This is a genomic window from Rossellomorea sp. DA94, from assembly GCF_029834455.1.
Lineage (GTDB): Bacteria > Bacillota > Bacilli > Bacillales > Bacillaceae_B > Rossellomorea > Rossellomorea vietnamensis.
In genome coordinates, this window is record NZ_CP122397.1 from 908,044 (window position 1) to 924,036 (window position 15,993).

13 protein-coding genes and 1 riboswitch are annotated in these 15,993 nt (G+C 44.6%); of the genes, 11 read left to right on the forward strand and 2 right to left on the reverse strand.

The genetic code is table 11. The annotated features are described in order from the left end of the window. Positions 1-22 precede the first annotated feature (22 nt). The 9 genes from P8596_RS04735 to P8596_RS04775 all read left to right on the forward strand — a co-directional run bounded on the left by P8596_RS04735 (position 23) and on the right by P8596_RS04775 (position 11,690). Positions 23-499 (forward strand): TRAP transporter small permease, encoded by a 477-nt coding sequence (locus P8596_RS04735; protein ID WP_279726181.1) that lies wholly within the window; start codon positions 23-25, stop codon positions 497-499. Next, complete coding sequence (locus P8596_RS04740) at positions 499-1,773, forward strand: TRAP transporter large permease (RefSeq protein WP_279726182.1); 1,275 nt, start codon at positions 499-501, stop codon at positions 1,771-1,773. Before P8596_RS04735 ends, P8596_RS04740 begins: the two co-directional genes overlap by 1 nt. Before the next feature lie 36 nt (positions 1,774-1,809). Further along, on the forward strand, positions 1,810-2,832 hold the full coding sequence (locus tag P8596_RS04745) for a zinc-binding alcohol dehydrogenase family protein (protein ID WP_279726184.1): 1,023 nt from the start codon (positions 1,810-1,812) through the stop codon (positions 2,830-2,832). Between the two features lie 60 nt (positions 2,833-2,892). Continuing rightward, entirely contained in the window at positions 2,893-3,552 is a 660-nt protein-coding gene (locus P8596_RS04750; protein WP_347815202.1) for a bifunctional 4-hydroxy-2-oxoglutarate aldolase/2-dehydro-3-deoxy-phosphogluconate aldolase, read from the forward strand. A gap of 18 nt (positions 3,553-3,570) precedes the next feature. Then, positions 3,571-4,641 carry a mannonate dehydratase gene (gene uxuA, locus P8596_RS04755; protein WP_279726189.1) on the forward strand — a complete coding sequence of 357 codons (1,071 nt, stop codon included), beginning with the start codon at positions 3,571-3,573 and terminating at the stop codon, positions 4,639-4,641. Next, positions 4,641-5,489 (forward strand): SDR family oxidoreductase, encoded by an 849-nt coding sequence (locus tag P8596_RS04760; RefSeq protein WP_279726190.1) that lies wholly within the window; start codon positions 4,641-4,643, stop codon positions 5,487-5,489. The genes uxuA and P8596_RS04760 overlap by 1 nt, the downstream gene beginning before the upstream one ends. A gap of 358 nt (positions 5,490-5,847) precedes the next feature. Beyond that, a complete protein-coding gene (locus P8596_RS04765) occupies positions 5,848-6,564 on the forward strand; it encodes a polysaccharide deacetylase family protein (RefSeq protein WP_279726966.1) in 717 nt (238 codons plus the stop codon). Between the two features lie 416 nt (positions 6,565-6,980). Beyond that, entirely contained in the window at positions 6,981-11,039 is a 4,059-nt protein-coding gene (locus P8596_RS04770) for a S8 family serine peptidase (RefSeq protein ID WP_279726191.1), read from the forward strand. Between the two features lie 198 nt (positions 11,040-11,237). Continuing rightward, positions 11,238-11,690, forward strand: a complete 453-nt coding sequence (locus tag P8596_RS04775) for a GNAT family N-acetyltransferase (RefSeq protein ID WP_279726192.1) — start codon at positions 11,238-11,240, stop codon at positions 11,688-11,690. An 86-nt stretch (positions 11,691-11,776) separates the two neighbouring features. Here P8596_RS04775 and P8596_RS04780 read toward each other — a convergent pair whose 3' ends face one another. Continuing rightward, positions 11,777-12,601: an STAS domain-containing protein gene (locus P8596_RS04780; protein ID WP_279726194.1), complete on the reverse strand. Its 825-nt coding sequence runs from the start codon at positions 12,599-12,601 to the stop codon at positions 11,777-11,779. Positions 12,602-12,918: 317 nt separating this feature from the next. Here P8596_RS04780 and P8596_RS04785 point away from each other — a divergent pair, with 317 nt between their 5' ends. Both P8596_RS04785 and add read left to right on the forward strand, forming a co-directional pair. Further along, positions 12,919-14,334: a right-handed parallel beta-helix repeat-containing protein gene (locus tag P8596_RS04785; RefSeq protein ID WP_279726196.1), complete on the forward strand. Its 1,416-nt coding sequence runs from the start codon at positions 12,919-12,921 to the stop codon at positions 14,332-14,334. Positions 14,335-14,447: 113 nt separating this feature from the next. Continuing rightward, a riboswitch (purine riboswitch) is annotated at positions 14,448-14,547 on the forward strand. 52 nt (positions 14,548-14,599) lie between these two features. Continuing rightward, positions 14,600-15,613 carry an adenosine deaminase gene (gene add, locus P8596_RS04790; RefSeq protein WP_279726197.1) on the forward strand — a complete coding sequence of 338 codons (1,014 nt, stop codon included), beginning with the start codon at positions 14,600-14,602 and terminating at the stop codon, positions 15,611-15,613. Positions 15,614-15,658: 45 nt separating this feature from the next. Here add and P8596_RS04795 read toward each other — a convergent pair whose 3' ends face one another. Continuing rightward, positions 15,659-15,841, reverse strand: a complete 183-nt coding sequence (locus P8596_RS04795) for a CsbD family protein (protein WP_279726198.1) — start codon at positions 15,839-15,841, stop codon at positions 15,659-15,661. Positions 15,842-15,993 lie beyond the last annotated feature (152 nt).

Genomic DNA, 15,993 nt, shown 5'->3' on the forward strand with positions numbered 1-15,993 from the left:
ATAAAGAAAGGAGTGGGGATGAATGAAGGGGACAAATATCCTTACGAAGACGCTGGAAGCCGCCACGATCCTATCGTTTCTTGGTGTGATTGTCGTGGTGCTGATACAAATCCTTTCCCGTTATTTGCCATACACAGCTGTTTGGACGGAAGAATTGACCAGATTCCTGTTTATCTATTCGATTTCCTTTGGGGCACCACTTGCCCTGAAAAATAAAGAATTCATAAGTGTTGATATCTTAACGGGATTATTACCTCAAAAAGTACAAGAATATTACGAAGCATTTATCTACTTAGTCGTTGTCATTCTTTCCTTTGTCATTGCCTACCACGGCTATACATTCATCGAAGTGGGGAAAGGACAGACATCTGCAACGATGGCAGTGGATATGTCTGTCATACACGCGAGCATAGCGATTTCTTTTGTTTTTATCGCGATTTATGCAATCTTTCACGTTATGAATGTATTTATCCACCCTAAGGAAAGGAGTGAAAGCTGATGTTAGCAGTCATCCTATTTATTTCATTTTTAATCTTAATTTTTATTAGTGTTCCCATTGCATTCAGCTTGGGGATTTCCTCAATCATCTATCTGCTTATGGCCGACATTCCTCTTTCCATCGTCCCTCAGAAAATGTTTGCAGGGCTGAATTCTTTCGTATTGTTATGTATACCCGGATTTATCTTGGCAGGTAACTTAATGAATGCAGGGGGAATTACGGAGAGAATTATCGGCTTCACCAATAATTTCGTTGGACATATCAGAGGGGGGCTTGGCTTAGCAAATGTTGGTTCTTCCATGGGATTTGCCGGCATTTCGGGTACTGCCCTGGCGGATACGGCAAGTATCGGTGCCGTGATGATTCCAGCGATGAAAAAAGAGGGCTATGATGCCGACTTCTCTGCAGCCGTTACATCGTCATCCTCTACAGTAGGACCAATCATCCCTCCGTCACTCCCTATGATCATCGTAGGGACACTTGCAAGCGTGTCAATCGGAGATCTCTTCTTGGCTGGTGCCGTTCCAGGGGTCCTTCTGGGACTCAGTTTAATGGCCGTCACATATGTTATTTCCGTGAAACGGAAATACCCAAAAGGAAATCGACAGCCCATCAGTGTCATTGCTAAATCGTTTACAGGTGCGTTCTGGGCATTGCTAATGACACTGGTCATTTTATTTGGAATACTTGGTGGATACTTTACCCCGACAGAAGCATCAATTGTAGCTGTTGTGTATGCGCTGGTAGTCGGAATGTTCGTCTATAAAGAGCTCAAGCTGAAAGATCTCCCAAAAATTCTTCTCGATTCTATGGTCAGCACGGCGTCCATTATGTTTCTCGTAGGATTCGCGAATCTGTTTGGCTGGATCCTCGTGAGTGAACAGATTCCTATTCTTGTAGCGGATGGAATTCTGGGGATTTCAGAGAATCCGATTGTCGTCATTTTATTAATCAACTTATTGCTGCTGTTTGTCGGGACGTTCATGGAAACAATCGCAGCGTTGGTTATATTATTCCCAGTACTATTACCGGTCGCTTCAAGTGTTGGAATGGACCCGGTTCATTTCGGAGTCATGATGGTGCTGAATCTGGTCATCGGACTATCGACGCCTCCCGTTGGGGTGTGCCTATTCGTTGCTTCCAGTATCGGAAAGGTATCTATCGGGAAAACCTCTAAGGCACTTCTGCCTTTTCTGGGGGCAAGTCTAGTGGTACTGTTACTGGTCGCTTTCGTTCCTCAAATCACTCTGTTCTTACCTAGTTTATTTAAGTAGAGGAATCAGTCTTTATTGAAAGGGAGTTGCTAATCTATGAAAGCCGTTCAAGTCACAGGGCCACACAATCTGAACATTGTAGAAAAAGATAAGCCGGTCATTACAGCGAAAGAGGAAGTGCTGATCAAAGTGAAAATGGTCGGGATATGTGGTTCTGATATCCACATCTATCACGGTACAAATCCCCTTGCCACTTTACCGAGAGTCATCGGGCACGAGGTAACGGGTGAAGTAGAGGCAATCGGGGAAGGGGTAGAGGGATTATCGGTAGGAGATAAAGTCGTCATTGAGCCCATTGAGTCATGTGGACATTGTTATGCCTGCAGGACAGGTAGAGGAAATGTGTGCAGTAACCTGGAAGTTTACGGCGTCCACCGAGACGGTGGTATGCAGGAATATATGGTGATGCCGCAAAAATTGGTCCATAAAGTAAACGGAGACCTTGACTGGAAAGAATCCGTCCTGATCGAACCCTTCACGATCGGTGCCCAAGCCAACTGGCGCGGAGATGTTCAGAACGGGGATACAGTCTTTATTATGGGTGCCGGACCAATCGGACTCTGTTGCCTGAAAGTCGCTAAATCGAAAGGGGCAACCGTGATCATCAGCGATTTAAATGAGAGCCGGTTGGAATTTGCAAAGGAATGGGGAGCAGATTATACCATTCATGCCTCCCGGTCAAATGTGACGGAAGAGCTTATGGAGATAACCAAGCAAGAGGGTGCAAATGTTGTCATCGATGCGGTGTGTCTACCACAAACGTTTGAACAAGCAATTGAAGTAGCCTCAGTAGCGGGCAGGGTGGTTGTCCTTGGGTTTGATGAAAGACCGTCTCAAATCAAACAACTACCCATTACCAAAAAAGAAGTGACCATCACAGGGTCGAGGCTGCAAACGAATCAATTCCCAGGGGTTATTGGAATGTTTAATGAACAGTCATTTGATACCACCGGGATGGTTACTCAGATATTTCAACTAGAACAAATACATGAAGCGATTCAACTAATAGAGACTTCACCGCAGGAAGTCATGAAAGTGGTCATTTCATTCGAGAAATAAGAGTAAAGGTAAAAGACTCAAATGAGGGAGGGGAAGTTACGTCATGTTACGTAACAAACGATGATTAAAAAAATCGATATATTAAACCGAATGCTTGAGTCTGGGGTAGTAGCCGTTGTGCGTGCAGAAAATAAAAGCGATGCAGAAAGAATATCAAGTGCTTGTATCCAAGGCGGGATAAGTGCCATTGAAGTTACTTTTACTGTACCGGGAGCAGAAGAGGTGATTCGTTCCCTGAAAGAAACTTTCAGACCGGAAGAGCTCATCCTTGGAGCAGGAAGCGTCCTTGATAGTGAAACAGCAAGAATTGCCATTTTGGCTGGAGCTGAATATATCGTAAGTCCCTGCTTTGATACGGAAACTGCCAAACTGTGCAATCGTTATGGTGTTCCTTACATGCCAGGATGTATGACCATCACCGAAATGAAAACAGCGATGGAATATGGGGCGGATGTAGTAAAACTGTTTCCTGGCAATACGTATACGCCTTCAATCATTAAATCCATTAAAGGTCCACTTCCGCAGGTCTCCGTGATGCCTACGGGTGGAGTGAACCTGCAAAATGCAGCGGAGTGGATCAATAGTGGGGCAGTAGCTATCGGGATCGGGAGTGACCTCACAAAACCCGCGTCTCTGGGAAACTATGATGAGGTGACAAAACTGGCAAAACAATATTGTGAGATTGTGAGAGAAGCAAGAACAACTAAATTATATACATAGGAATAGGGGGTTCGATCAATGAAAATGACATTTAGATGGTATGGAGAAGGTAATGACAGCATTTCTCTTGCACACATCAAACAAATCCCCGGGGTTGAAGGAATTGTCTGGGCATTGCATGATGTTCCCGCAGGAGAGGAATGGCCGCAGGAAAGAATTGATGAAGTTAAGAACCAGGCAGAAAGAAATGGGCTGAATATTGATGTGGTAGAAAGTGTAAACGTCCATGAAGATATTAAACTAGGTTTGTCTTCACGTGATACCTACATTGAAAACTATAAGAGAACGATCAAAAAACTGGCAGTTGCTGGTGTTAAAGTGATCTGCTACAATTTCATGCCTGTCTTTGATTGGACTAGAACTGACTTGTTCAAGGAAATGGAAGACGGATCGACTGCATTATTTTTCGAGAAGGAAAAAGTGGAAGATATGGATCCACTCGAGTTGGTAGATAAGATTTCGAAGAACTCTTCTTTCACCATGCCCGGCTGGGAACCGGAAAGATTGTCGAAGCTGAAAGAATTGTTTGAAGCATATCAAAACGTAACAGAAGAGGATTTATTCCACAACCTTGAATATTTCTTGAAAGAAATCATTCCAGTTGCTGAAGAACACAACATTAAAATGGGCATACACCCTGATGATCCCCCTTTCTCCATATTTGGATTGCCAAGGATCATCACCAATAAAGAAAACATCAGAAGAGTCCTTTCACTTGTCGATAGTCCTTCCAATGGAGTGACACTCTGCAGTGGATCCCTTGGAGCCAACCCAGATAATCGGGTAGCCGATATGGTCAGGGAGTTCTCAGATCGAATCCCGTTTGCCCATATTCGAAATGTAAAGGTATACGAGAATGGTGATTTCATTGAGACTTCCCATCGATCAAGGGATGGCTCTGTCGATATACTGGAAATCATGAAAGCTTACCATGAAAAAGGGTTTACGGGGTATGCAAGACCAGATCATGGAAGACATATCTGGGGAGAAGAGTGCAGACCAGGCTATGGACTTTATGACAGGGGATTGGGAATCATGTACCTATGGGGAATATGGGATTCACTAGAACGCGCCGGGAGGAATGCCTAATGCTTCCACAGCATGAAAACCTGAAGGGGAAAGTGGCAGTAGTGACGGGAGGTAGTGGCGTTCTTTGCAGTTCGATGGCTAAGGAACTGGCGCGCCAAGGCGTGAAGGTAGCCATCCTGAATCGATCGGTAGAAAAAGGGGAAGAGGTTGCCAAGGAAATTAGGGACGCTGGTGGCGAAGCCATCTCGGTCTCCTGTGATGTACTTAATGTAGAAAATGTAAGGCAAGCTGAAAAAGTGATTACGGACCAACTGGGGATCTGTGACATCCTAATCAATGGTGCAGGAGGAAACCACCCCAAGGGTACAACTTCTACCGAAACATTAAAAATGGAAGATCTAGAAAAAAGGAATGTAACGTCCTTTTTTGACCTATCTCAAGAAGGTTTCGGATTTGTGTTTGATTTGAATATTCTTGGTACACTCATCCCTACTCAGGTATTTGCCAAGAATATGCTGAATCGTAAAGGGGCAGTCGTCATCAATATGTCGTCCATGAGTTCACCTTCACCTATGACGAAGGTACCTGCCTATAGCGCAGCCAAAGCAGCAATCGACAACTTTACCAAATGGCTAGCTGTTCACATGGCTGACTCAGGCATTCGAATCAACGCTATTGCTCCAGGTTTCTTTTTGACGGAGCAAAATAAGTCGTTATTAACACATGAAGATGGCAGCCTAACAGAGAGATCAGACAAAATCATTTCCCATACCCCTATGCGAAGATTCGGTAAACCTGAAGACTTATTAGGCACACTTCTATGGCTCGTTGATGAGGAAACCTCTGGATTTGTAACGGGGATTACGGTACCTGTAGATGGTGGATTTATGTCTTACTCCGGAGTTTGATCGATATTAGAATGGATTGGGCACGAAGAGTAAAAGGTAGTTTCTGCTAAAAGGAACGATCCCAGCGCTCCTCCAACACTTTCTTATTTAATAGATAAATGGGGACGTACCTCACTTTGCCAAAGGTGGGATACGTCTCTTTGTTTATGTTTTCGCCCATTTTGAAGGCTGTTCTTTACGGATAAGGTATAGCTGAGCTTCACTCCATGCTTGGGAGTGGAACTTTTTGTAGCTATAATCTTGAAGTATGATAGAGGAGGGGATTCTAATGCTTCATCTTAGTCAAAAAGGAAGCAGGAGAACCGTCCCCATGCTTCACTTATGCTTCACTAAAACTAAAAAGGGGAAATCACAACGGATGAAAAAGAAACTTATTCTTATTCTAGCTGTCATTGTAATCATATTTTTATTGTTTTTCGGTGCGTTTAAATTGATGAATGCAAGAACCTTTCAACTATTTGGAGGGCTGACCGAGAAAGTGGAAACCAATCAAAAAGTGGTGGCTCTAACGTTTGATGACGGTCCCACAGAGAATGTTGATGACATCATCGCATTGTTGAAAAAGTATGATATCAAAGCAACGTTCTTTCTGATCGGGCATGAAATGGAAGAGAATCCTGAAGAAGCGAAGAAACTGGTAGAAGAAGGGCATCAAATTGGAAATCATACGTACTCTCATCACCGGATGATTATGAAATCACCTTCGTTCATTAAAGAAGAAATCGAAAAAACAGACGAGTTAATTCGGAAAGCTGGTTATTCAGGGGAAATTGACTTTCGACCGCCAAACGGGAAAAAGATTGTGGGGTTGCCATATTATTTATCGAAGCATGATCGAGACACAATTATGTGGAACATCGAACCGGATACCTTCTATACGGACGCTGATGATAAGATTAAATATGTCAACGACCATGTTATACCGGGTTCGATCATTTTAATGCATGCCATGTATGATAAAACGGGTGAAGAGCTGAAGGCTCTTGAAGGGGTTATTCAGTCATTATCCGATGAAGGGTATTCATTTGTGACGGTGAATGAGCTTCAGGAATTAAACGGTCAATATTATTCATGATGTGTGGGAGGATTTCGATGAAGGAAAGCTCCTGCATTCAGACGGTTATCATTTATGATAGCCGTCTTTTCTTTAATTCGTCTAAAAGCACGGGGACGGTTCTGTTGCTCCCTTTTGAGTAGGAAAAGGAGAAAATGTTCCTCCTTGGGAAAGTGAAATGAGCTGATAGACCTGGTCTTTTTATCCTTAATATTCACTTTAAAAGGAAATTACAGGGAGGATCGAAACATGGGCCAGTACTTGCGTATATTAGGCGAACAGTCTTGATTCCAGCGCAGAGCTTTCATCCTGTTGTCCTTTTCTAACCTTTGAACTCAGATCTATCTACCTACAGGGCTTTCCCAATAGGTGACAGGCGTGACCAATGCTATATTCAAAGTGTTAGAAAATTAAGATAAAGGGGATGGGATCAGTAAATGAAGAGAAAAAAAATGTTAGTGTATGCATTGGGGACAGGCCTATTGCTCAGTTCCGGGAATATTCCTGCATTGAATGTCCTGGCAGAAAAACCAACTTCCATTGAATCCGTACTTGCCAACATGTCGCCACAGCAGCTGGAAAACTATAAGCAGCTTCAGTCAGTGGAGAAACAAGGTCTTTATTTAGATCGAACGGTTAACCTTAAGAGTGACAGCCCGGTGAAAGTCATCGTGCAGCTTGATCACCATCCTGAAAAGGTCGCTCAGTTGAAGGCGAAACTGGAAGGAAAGAACCTGGACTCTGGTGAAGCAAAGGCACATGTAGAAAAGGATCAAAAAGACTTCAAAAATGAATTAGCTAAAATGTTCAAGGGTAAAAGTAATAACGGTTACAAGGTAGGTCAGGTGTTTAAAAGCGCCATGAACGGTGTTTCCTTAGAACTTCCAGCTAATCGAATTGAAGAATTAATCAATCTGGATGTGGTAAGAGCGGTCTACAGCAACGTCGACGTTCAGATCGATCCACCGGTTCCTTCAGAGGAGCAATCTAACCCATCAGCGGAAGAGTATATGATGGAAAGCCTTCCTTACTTAGGAGTCGATAAGCTACATAATGAAGGGTTTACCGGCAAAGGAATCAAAGTGGGGGTCCTTGATACAGGGATTGATTATCACCATCCTGACCTGGATGAAGTCTATAAAGGCGGTTATGATTTCGTGGACAATGATGATGATCCTATGGAAGCAACGTATCAAGAATGGAAAGAGTCCGGTTTACCGGAATTTTCGAATGGCAATTCCTATTATACTGAACATGGGACTCATGTGGCCGGTACGGTTGCCGGTGAAGGGGATAATGAAAGCGAATATAGCATAAAAGGGGTGGCACCTGAAGCCGATCTATATAGCTACCGTGTCCTCGGGCCTTATGGAAGAGGGTCGAGTGAAGGGGTCATTGCAGGGATTGATCGTGCCGTTGCGGACGGAATGGATGTCATCAACCTTTCGCTTGGGGCAGGTGTCAATGATCCCCTGTATCCGACTTCTGTAGCGGTGAATAACGCTGTTCTCAGCGGAGTGACGGCTGTCGTTTCTGCTGGTAATGCGGGAAGTGAATCCTTTACATTAGGCTCACCTGGAACCGCTGCCCTTGCCTTAACGGTAGGCGCAAGTGATGTTCCGATTGATATCGCGACATTCAAAGGTCAATATGGGGCAGAAAGCGTCAATCTTCGGCTGATGGCCAGAAACTATAGTGATCATCTCGAAGATTTAGAGAATAGCAGTATGCAGATTGTGGATGTGGGTCTTGCTGCCAGTAACAATGATTTTATCGGTAAGCCGGTTGCCGGGAATATCGCCTTGATCAGCCGTGGTGAGGTTGCGTTTGTGGATAAGATCAAAGCGGCAGCAGCGCATGGAGCGAAAGCCGTCATCATTTATAACAACAATGGTGAAGAAGGACATATCCCTCATTTCCTTGGGGAGGGCGTCGATTTCATTCCTACCTTCTCCCTGACAAAGGCAGAAGGAGAAGCGGTGAAGGCAGGCATTCAGGAAGGTGAAACCTTTACCTTTAGCGATATGCAGGCTATCACCACAGAGGGTGACCGCCTGGCCGATTTCAGTTCAAGGGGCCCATCCAGAATGAATTATGATATCAAGCCTGAAATTGTTGCCCCTGGTGTGGGGGTGTTATCAACGGTTCCTTCCTATATCAACGATAAAGAAAACGGAACGTATGATTACGCCTATGCAAGGTTATCGGGAACATCCATGGCATCCCCCCATGTAGCAGGGATGGCGGCATTATTATTACAATCCAATCAAAACTTGGAACCGGCTGATGTGAAGTCCATCTTCATGAACACCGCGGATTCTATGAACGGTGATTACAGTGTCTATGAAGTCGGCGCCGGCAGGGTGGATCCTTATGAAGCCATTCATTCAAATATGAATTTTCAGGTCATTGATGAGACAACCACCCTCATGAATGGAGAAGAAATGAGCATTGATGAGAAGACCGGTGGGATGAGCTTCGGCTTTCAGTATATTGACAAGTCACTGAGAGATCAGCGTACGATTATGATCGAGAACTCCGGTGAAGAGACGAAAACGTTTACTGGAAGTGTGGAGTTTACCAATCAGTCCCATGACGCTTCCAAAAACGGAATCCATCTATCTTTTGATGAAAAGGTTAAGGTCAAGGCCGGGAAGAAAAAGAAAACAAACGTATTCTTAAATATCCCTAAAACAGCTGAAGAGGGGTACTATGAAGGATATATCCGTTATGTGAATGAGGAAGATCCTTCTGAAGAATATCAAATCCCATTTGGTATCCGGATTTCCGAAGAAGGATTTGAATCAGTCAGAGCTTTCAACTTCTCGACGAAAGAGAATAATCAATTCGGAGCTATATTCAATTATACCCCAATGGATTTCACGTTGAAGTCACCTATGGAACAGATCAGCGTCGTATTGGTGGATGGGAAGACGAATAAAGAAATGGGACTGGTCGGGGTCATGGATGCTTCAGGGATCAATGAGGGACAGAGAATCATCATTAACTCTGCCTTTGCAGGTTACTATTACCCGTATGAAGATAAACGTATCTCAGTCAACCCTGCATTGGCACCGGAAGGCCATTACAAGCTAAGATTAGTGGGGACGAACAGTGAAGGGAAAACGTTCACGAAAGAAACCGATACATTCATTGATAATACAGCACCGGAATTTTCAAGTACATTGCCGACGGGTGTGTATGAGTATAAGGAAGGACAAGAGACGGTTCCATTCTCCATGTCCCTCTTTGATAAGACCATTGAAGATATGAAGAAAGCGGGACTCGAAGCATCCCAAACAAATAATTACATTGCCTATCATTATGGATCGCCATTTCCAACAGGGGTATTAAATACTGATGGTGAAGGGAACCTTTCGGATGAAATCTTGATGAACCCGATTCTCAGCCGGTATCCTGTTGGGTTCTTCGCATACGACTCCGCCGGAAACTTCGCACAGGGTGGACCCATTGTGAATAGCTTTGTAAAAGAAGGCACACAATATGCCACGGCTTCCATGGATAAAAAAGAACTCATGGCTGGCGATAAGCTGACGATGACACTGTCGTCTCATAATGTGAAGCAACTGAAAGAAGGATCTTTCTCAGTAGATTACGACAGTAATCAACTTGAGTTGACGGACGTGAAGATCCACCCGGATTTCCTTGCGTATGGTGATTCTGACATTACGTATGAGGACAAGGAAAAAACCAGTTCGAAACGACATCTTGATGTTCAACTAAATGTGGAGAATCCGGAAGTGGAAGTAAATGGAGACATTCCAATGGCAGAAGTAACTTTTGAAGCGAAGGATGCTAAATTCTACAGAATGAACTATGTGACGGCACCGACCTTCTCAAGCAAGTATACAGACGTAAATGATCAAACGACTAATTTAATGGGGTATTTTGAAGGACAATATCCGGAACTGCTGCGCAGCTATTCTGAGATAAGAGGGGACATCAAGGCCCAAGGATTCTTTGGTACCGACGGAGTATATGACAATAATATAGACTATTCAAAAGCTCCCGTTTCCATCAAGGTGACCGATTGGGAAGGCAACGTACATGACGGGGAAATGGTCCGCAACAATGACTTCATAGCGAAGCTCCCAGTGACCGATAAGTCTTTCGAGATGGAAGTGACGATTCCAGGACACTTCCCGGTCAAATCCACGTTCACGATCTTTGATCAACGGGAAGATAAGATTGTCGGCACGTGGCATGGCTTACCTCTGCGGACACAGGATGCCGGGGACATCAACCAGGACAGTGTCATTGATATCATGGATGCGATCGAGATGAAAAACAGCTGGGGAACAGATGATCAAAACGCCGACCTGAATTTTGACGGAACGGTTGATGCAAAGGACTTCGAATTAGTCGAATACAATTTCCTTGAAGCCGATCCTGGTGTTGATTCTGCCCCGAAACCAGTGGAGAAATATAAAGGAAAGACCTTGGAAGATATTAAAAATGAATTAGGCATTGAATAGAAAGAGGATGGAGACAAAGGCATGAGCTGCCTTTGTCTTTTTTTATTTGATGCTTTAGTGGAGGTATACAGAAGAGCCACAGTAGAGGGACCCCATATCCTTTGAAAAACTGCTATAATAATCTCAGAGTAATGGAGAAACAGGCCAGGGTATCTGTCCCTGTAGCTTTTTAAATAATAATAGAGGTGACCCCATATCATGAGCTGGAAGGTAAAGAGCTTCAATGAACTATCAACCCTAGAGCTATACGATATTTTACAAGTAAGGACCCAGGTGTTTGTCGTGGAACAGGAATGTCCCTACCTGGAAGTCGATGGGAAAGATCTGCACGCCCATCATCTTTATAAGGAAGAAAACGGGAAGGTGGTTGCCTATGCACGGCTCCTACCTGAGGGTGTTTCCTACAAAGAACCGTCCATCGGGAGGGTCCTCGTGAAGGAAGCCTATCGTCGGAAAGGGTTCGCAAGCGAGCTGGTGAAAAGAGGATTGGCCTTCATTCATGATGAGTGGGGGGACCAGCCGGTGAAGATTCAGGCACAGGAATATTTGCGGGAGTTCTATGGGTCATTTGGATTCAAGGCGATAACGGAAACCTATCTGGATGATGGGATTCCCCACATCGATATGATTTTGCAGAATCCTACCAGTTAAAAACATGCCAAACAAGCCACGGGGATAGGTCCCGTGGCTTGTTTAAGTTGCCAATATGGAAGCATGAGAACCGTCCCTATGCTTCTCTATTCTTTTAAAAATCTCTCCAATGCGATATGAAGGCTGGAGGATACGGCGATGTTGGATGAGTCGATTCCAAGGTGGGTCATGGTCTGGGCGATCTCGGGTCTGATTCCGGATAGGATGGTTCTGATTCCGATCAGGGAGAGGGCATCTACTACCTTGAAGATACGGTCTGCTACCATCGTATCGATGATCGGAACGCCGGATAGGTCAATCACCATGTATTCCAGGGATAAATCGTTCCCTTTTGAGAGTGCTTTATCCATCAGTTCCTGAGCTCTTTCGGTGTCAATGTCTCCGATCAATGGGAGAACTCCTACTTGCTTCGTGATTTTGATCACGGGGATGGATAATTCGAGTGCTGTCGCTTCTGCCGCATTTATGCGCGAATAAAATCTTCTTGTATACGACATGGTCAGCCAATGTACGGCCCTGTCCACCACAGCATCAAAATCTGAGATCAGATCATAGAATTGATCAAATGATATATCAAATTTTGAGGCTTCCTCTTTTATGATTTGCCCGATCAAATTCCGGTAATCTCTCACTTCATCCAGGGCTACCTCCAAAGGAAGATTGAAGTTAACGAGTGTATCGACAGCTTCCGCCCCCCACTCCTTCAATTGTTCGAATGCCGTATCCAGGTCACTCTCAATCGATTTCGCATAAATGTCGATGATATCCTCACGCCAACTATGAAGCTTGGATTCTATATTGCGGTACTCGCTTGACCGTAAATTATCCTTTTGAACAATCAGCTCTTGCTTTTGACTCAATACTTTATCACAGATTGCTTTGGTATATGTTTGTCTGCCTTGATCGATCATGTACGTAACGCCTCTCCTTTTACTGTAGTTTCCAACTATATTTTAACATAATGGATGCTGAAGGTTGGAGTGGGAACGTTTGGGATGGGGAAGGGACCAGGTACGGAAGTTGGGTTGTTTGTAGGAATAGCAAAGAGATTCGTGAAGAAATGTGGCTGATTTGCCACGGAAGCATAGGGACGGTTCTGCTGCTTCCATTCTGACCAAAAGGAAGCATGAGAACCGTTCCTATGCTCCTTACCACTTGTCCATTCGTCCAAGCATTCCTGAAAATACAACATACTATAACAGGAAAGATTGTTTTTAGGGGTGATGAAGTGTTAAATAACAAACGAATTCAGAGCGGTCTTAGGAGCATACTTCCACCTGAGGGATGCGACTTTTATCCTCCGCCGCCGGGACCACCGGGACCACCAGGACCACCAGGACCACCAGGACCACCAGGGCCACCAGGGCCACCGGGACCAGAGGGACCTCAAGGCCCGGAAGGCCCACAGGGACCAGAGGGACCTCAAGGCCCGGAAGGACCACAGGGGCCAGAGGGACCCCAAGGACCAGAAGGCCCACAGGGACCATCCGGGACACCCGTTCTAACAGGGGTGGGCTCGCCGACCTGCGATATAGGAAATGATGGGGATCTTTATATTGATCTTTCCACGGGGAATCTTTATTACAAGGAACAACAACCTGTTCCTCCGACCACAAGGACGGTCCCCTCTCCAACAGGAAATACCCTGCTTGTAGGATCCACTCGGACCTTTACGACGATTCAGGCTGCTTTGACTGCGGCAGGAAACGGGGATCGATTATTACTCGATGCCGAAACCTTTGTCATTAATGCCAGCTTGAATGTGAACAAGTCGGTTACAATAGAAGGACAAGGTAAAGGTGCGACGACAGTCATTACGTCGAATAATACTGTCACGTTCATGTTCAATGTCACGGTATCCAATGTGGTGATCCAGAACATGACCATCGAACAGAATTTCCCATCCATCATATCCACTGAATCGGTCATTCGGGTGGGGAATCTATCAGCGACAGGAATTTATGTGGATAATTGTGAAATCACGGTATGCGAATTCGGTGTATCACTGATTGCCACCGAATTCCAGATCACCAATTGCGACTTTAATTATGCGCCTGGGGCGGCGGCTAACAATAACTATCGGTATATCAGTATTTCGTCTACTTCAGGGCAGAGTATCATTGATACCAACACGTTTGTCTCGGACTCCGGGCCAGTCAGATGCAGCTTCATCATCATCACGAATGTAGCTGCCAGTTCAGGTACGCTGAAGGGAGACCTGGTTGTAAGGAATAATACACAATTGACGTCTCCATTTACACTGCGGCATCTTGTTCTGATGGAAGAATTCACAGGGTCCAATTTTGGATTGTATATCATCGATAATACGACGATTAACGAAGGAAATGTGCCTGTCTTATTTAATGTGGCCAATTTTAATATCTTTAAATTTATCGCTTTTTATGGAAATACGGTTCAAAATACGGCCGGAAAAGGGCTATCCGGCATTGATACGAGCTATATTGGAACGACAGACATTTTCAGCACGAATAATACCATCGTCAATGAATCGTTCACGGCGGGATGGGCATCTGCGACGGATCCGGCAAGCTTTATCGTCGGATACAATACAACCGTTATCCCGGTACCGCCAAATCTTCCACTGAACCCTTGTTATTGGTTATTATTGAGTGACTTTATTTAAGGCAAGAGCACAGGGACGGTTCTCCTGCTTCCAATAAGGCTGATAAGAAAGCATAAGAACCGTCCCCATGCTTCCCTTGACTTTCTCCCCGAATTTTATTATCGTTATAAAAAACCAAATATGATTTTTACATTCGTATAACTCCAATAATATGGTTTGGAGGTCTCTACCAGGAACCAGAAAATCCTGATTACGAAGAAGGTACCGTTCGGTGTATTTTCTTCGTAATCAGGATTTTTTTATAGAAAAATTGAGGAGGTCCACCATGAATTATTCAAAAATGCCTAAAATTGAACTACACTGCCATCTGGATGGGAGTGTCAGAACCGAGACGATTATTGAATTAGCAAGGAAGGACGGGATCCATATCCCTTCATTTGATAGGGAAGAGATGAGAGGGGAACTCATTGCCCCGTTAGATTGCGAATCATTGGATGAATACTTGGAGAAGTTCTCGATCCCCAATGACGTGATGCAGTCGAAAGAAAACTTAAAGAGAATCACATTTGAACTCTATGAAGATGCAGCGGGGGAAAACGTGAAATATATGGAGGTCCGGTTCGCCCCGTTACTTCATACACGTAACGGGTTATCGGTCGAAGAGATTATCGGAAGTGTCATCGAAGGAATGAAAGAGGCGGAAGAGCAATTTGATATAAAAGGAAATATCATTCTGTGCTGTATGAGGACGATGTCTCCGGAAAGTGCCTTTGAGGTCGTTGAAAAGGGTAAGGGCTTCATCGGAAAAGGAGTCGTCGCGGTTGATTTATGTGCGTCTGAAGAGGAAGGATTCTGCGGGAAATTCATTGAACCGATTGCCCTCGCCAGAGAATGTGGCTACAGAGTCACCATCCACGCCGGTGAAACGGGAATCGGGAAAAATGTGCTCGAGGCGGTTGAATGGCTCGGGGCCGAACGAATCGGGCACGGCGTTTATATTACAAACTGCCCTGATGCATATCAGGTTGTAAAAGAGAAGGGGATCGTACTTGAAGTTTGCCCGACAAGTAATGTTCAAACAAAAGCTGTGGCGGAGTTCCGCGATCACCCACTTTATGATTTTCACCGGGACGGCATCAAGATCACCATCAATACCGACAACAGAACGGTATCGGATACCACAATGACGAAGGAATGTGAACTCGTCTGGGCTGAATTTGCCATGAATGAAGAGGACTATCGGGCGATTTACATGAACAGTGTCGAAGCTGCCTTTGCGAGTGATGAAGTGAAGGCTGGGTTGAGGAAGCATGGGGACGGTTCTGCTGCTTCCGTTTGACAGGAAAGGAAGCACGAGAACCGTCCCCGTGCTTCCTAATTTCAGTTACCAACTCTTCTTAATCGATTCCTTCACATCTCCGACTTTTTCTTGCATCTTTCCTTTATCCTTGTCGCGTTCGCCTTCCGCAATCGTAGAATCGTCGTTTGTCAGTTTACCTAAGCCTTTCTTCAAATCACCTTTAACCTGCTTTTGCTTTCCGCTAGCTTGATCATGATTTTCTCTCATTTTTTACTACCTCATTTCTATAATTTTATTTCCTATTATTCAATAACCATTTGGAATAGAAATAAAACAAAAAGGGAGACGGGAAATAGTGGGAATTGGTGAGGGACGGACCTGCTGCTTCTTTTCTAACCGAAAAGGAAGCACGAGAACCG